This window comes from Duganella sp. S19_KUP01_CR8 (assembly GCF_036688705.1).
Lineage (GTDB): Bacteria > Pseudomonadota > Gammaproteobacteria > Burkholderiales > Burkholderiaceae_D > Rugamonas.
In genome coordinates this window covers 1-2,718 of the sequence record NZ_JAQQPR010000067.1, presented here as the reverse complement: position 1 = coordinate 2,718, position 2,718 = coordinate 1, and the positions used below count along the sequence as shown (strand labels likewise).

General features: G+C 59.2%; 1 protein-coding gene. It reads right to left on the bottom strand.

The genetic code is table 11. The features are described 5' to 3' along the window. Positions 1-2,718 (bottom strand): Ig-like domain-containing protein (locus V6M89_RS30285; RefSeq protein ID WP_332856696.1); only part of this gene is annotated, 2,718 nt, incomplete at both ends.

Here is a 2,718-nt window from a genome sequence, read left to right as displayed (position 1 = left end):
GCCGCTATAACCGGAGCCGCTGAAGTCGCCCGATATATTGCCGCCCTGTGTAGGCACCTCGAAATTGTACGGCGCGCAATAGACGGAGAAGCAAGGTGTCGGATATTTAGGATACGTGTACGGATACATGAACGCCGCATTCTGTTTCCCCGGACGCTCAAAACCGGTCAGTGTCAATTCAGGCTGCAAATTGTCCCATGCCATATCCGGCGTATTCGTCGTCTTCGTGCCGTCTTCGTCATAGTAGTACTGTTCGAAGTGCGGCCGGTTCCAGCGCGCGTCGTATGGCTTGCCGACGCCGGCAAAGTCCACCATCTGATCGATGGCGGTGTAGTCGTGCTGCGCCAGCGAGCGCGAACCGTCGTCCTTGGTCGTGAAGCCGAGCACGGTGCCCGGCGGAGCACTGTCGACCTCGCATTCGGCCTTGCCCGGGATGCACACTTTGGCAGTGCTGTCATTACCGATCTGGCTGTAATGTGCCGAGCGGCCATCACCCAGGATATCGACCACGTATGGCATGCTCAGCGACGTGTTGCCACCGACTGCGGGACGATTTGGATCACAGGTGAAGACGATAGGCGTAGATGTTCCGGCCAAAGCCCCGACCTTGCCCAACGGCGACAGGCAGATCTGGGTGCCGTCCTCCGATGCCACCAGCAAATCAGGCGCTCCGTCGCCATTGAAGTCCCCGACTTCCAGCACGGCGAAATTCTTGCCCGTATTGAGTCCGTAGTTATACACATCGAAACCGCTGCCGTTATTGTGGAAATAGCGGTAGCTCGCCTGCATGGTTCCCGGATTGATCGGATTGGATGCTTCGCGCGCGATCACGGCAGCCGTGTTGATACCGGGCGGCACTGGCGACGCAACCCGTTTTTCCAACACATCGGTATAACCGTGATTTTCAAAATCGCTGAAAGCAAAATAGTCGGCGTGGTTGGCGCCGTGCGACGGAATGGCATTGTCATTCCACGTCATCAAATGCGGCGCATTGGGCCAGAGACCTTTGCTATCAAAGCCCGCAGCGCGTCCCTCAACGGGTTTGCCCCAGTTGAACTCAGTCTTCGGTAAACAAACGTCTTTTTTCGCCGACACGTCATACGCACAGCCTTCAACCGAGGCAAGCAGGCTGCGGCCGCTGGTCGCGCTGCGCTCATAGGCCAGCTTGTAGGTGCGCACCAATGCACCGGTGGCGGCGATGTCGCCACTGAGATCGTCACCGACGTAGGTCTTGATCGATTTGATACGCGTGCGTAAATCATTGCGCGTCTCGTCGATATAGCGGGTCCAGGCATCCGGCCGGTCTTCATGTTCGATCACCACACCGGCATGCGCGGCCAAGCCGCTGCCGCCATAGCGAATTCCCTCGGCATAGTGTTCGCCGGTGATGGCGATTTGCTTATACGTGATCGAAATATAATTCCCGGAACGATCCTCGATACGATCAACCGCCCAGGACTGCGCCTCGGCCTTGTTCGCTGCAACCGGTTGTGGCGCGAATTCGCCGGTGTTGATTTTATCCGGCACCACCGGTGTGACGTATCCCGTCGCACCACCGTAGGTCATGATGCGGCCGCTCTTGGCCTCCACCTTGAAGCTGCGTTTGCCGCCAACCACCTGACTGCTGATGCGGCTAAAGCTGTCGATCTCGGTGCGGTACTGCGCATCGTTGGCCCAATAGTTGGCATCGTTCTCGGCCCGGTTGGCCAGCACCAGCCGCTGGCCATCCAGGCACAGGCGATCTGCGGCATTAAAGCTGATGCGTCCATTCTCACCATCTTGCGCGATGGTCTTGCCACAGCGATGGATGCTGGAGAAACCGCTCAGGCTCCAACCCAGGCCGACCATACTGTTTTGTCCGCTGCTGTTGTAATCGAGCGAAAGCGTCGGCTGTAAATCAGCCGTTCCAGGCGGCACCATGATCGGCAGGCTATAGGCTGCCGCACCAGCCGCCGTAACGCTTAGTTCACCGGGCAAGGTTCCGGTATCGATATCCGAGACATGAGGAACCTCCACGACGATCGGCAAAGGCGTACTGTTGCCACCAGCGCCACCACTGACCACCTTCACCGTTACGGTTACGCCAACCGACTTCGCCAGTTGTACGCCATTGCCATCGAAAGCGACCGCAGTCACGCTATAGGTTCCATCCCCACCTGCCGAACCCGTTTGAATGTTTTGCCACTGCGCGCTCCAGGCAGCACCAGCGACGGCACCGGTAGCGATCATCTGGTCATTCGCATAGAACTTCACTGATGCCACCGCCACCGAACCTGCGGTCGTTGCCGACAAACTCATCGAACCGCCACTCGCCACCGACGCGCCACTTACCGGACTCACCAACGTCACGCTGACGCCGGCCGATGCATCCACCGTGATCATGTTCATCGCCGAGTACAGCGTGGTATTGCCTTGACGGACGCGGGACTGTATCGCATACGGCGCAGCACGTACCGGCAGCGCGGCCGACGTGAGCGAATAGGCATCCACCGCGCCATCGGGATTTGCTGTGGTCCAGCTGCCGTCCACACCGATCGCAACCTCGTCGTAGGAACCGGCCCCACCACTCAGCACCGTTTTCGCAAAGATGCTGGACGCCCCGGTGTAGTGCTGGCCGTTCGCAGGCACGCTTAGCGCAATGCGCAGGCTATCCGGGATCGTGCACGAATTTTCGGCGCACGGCAGCACCACATCGGTGCCGCCGCCGGCAACATAGCC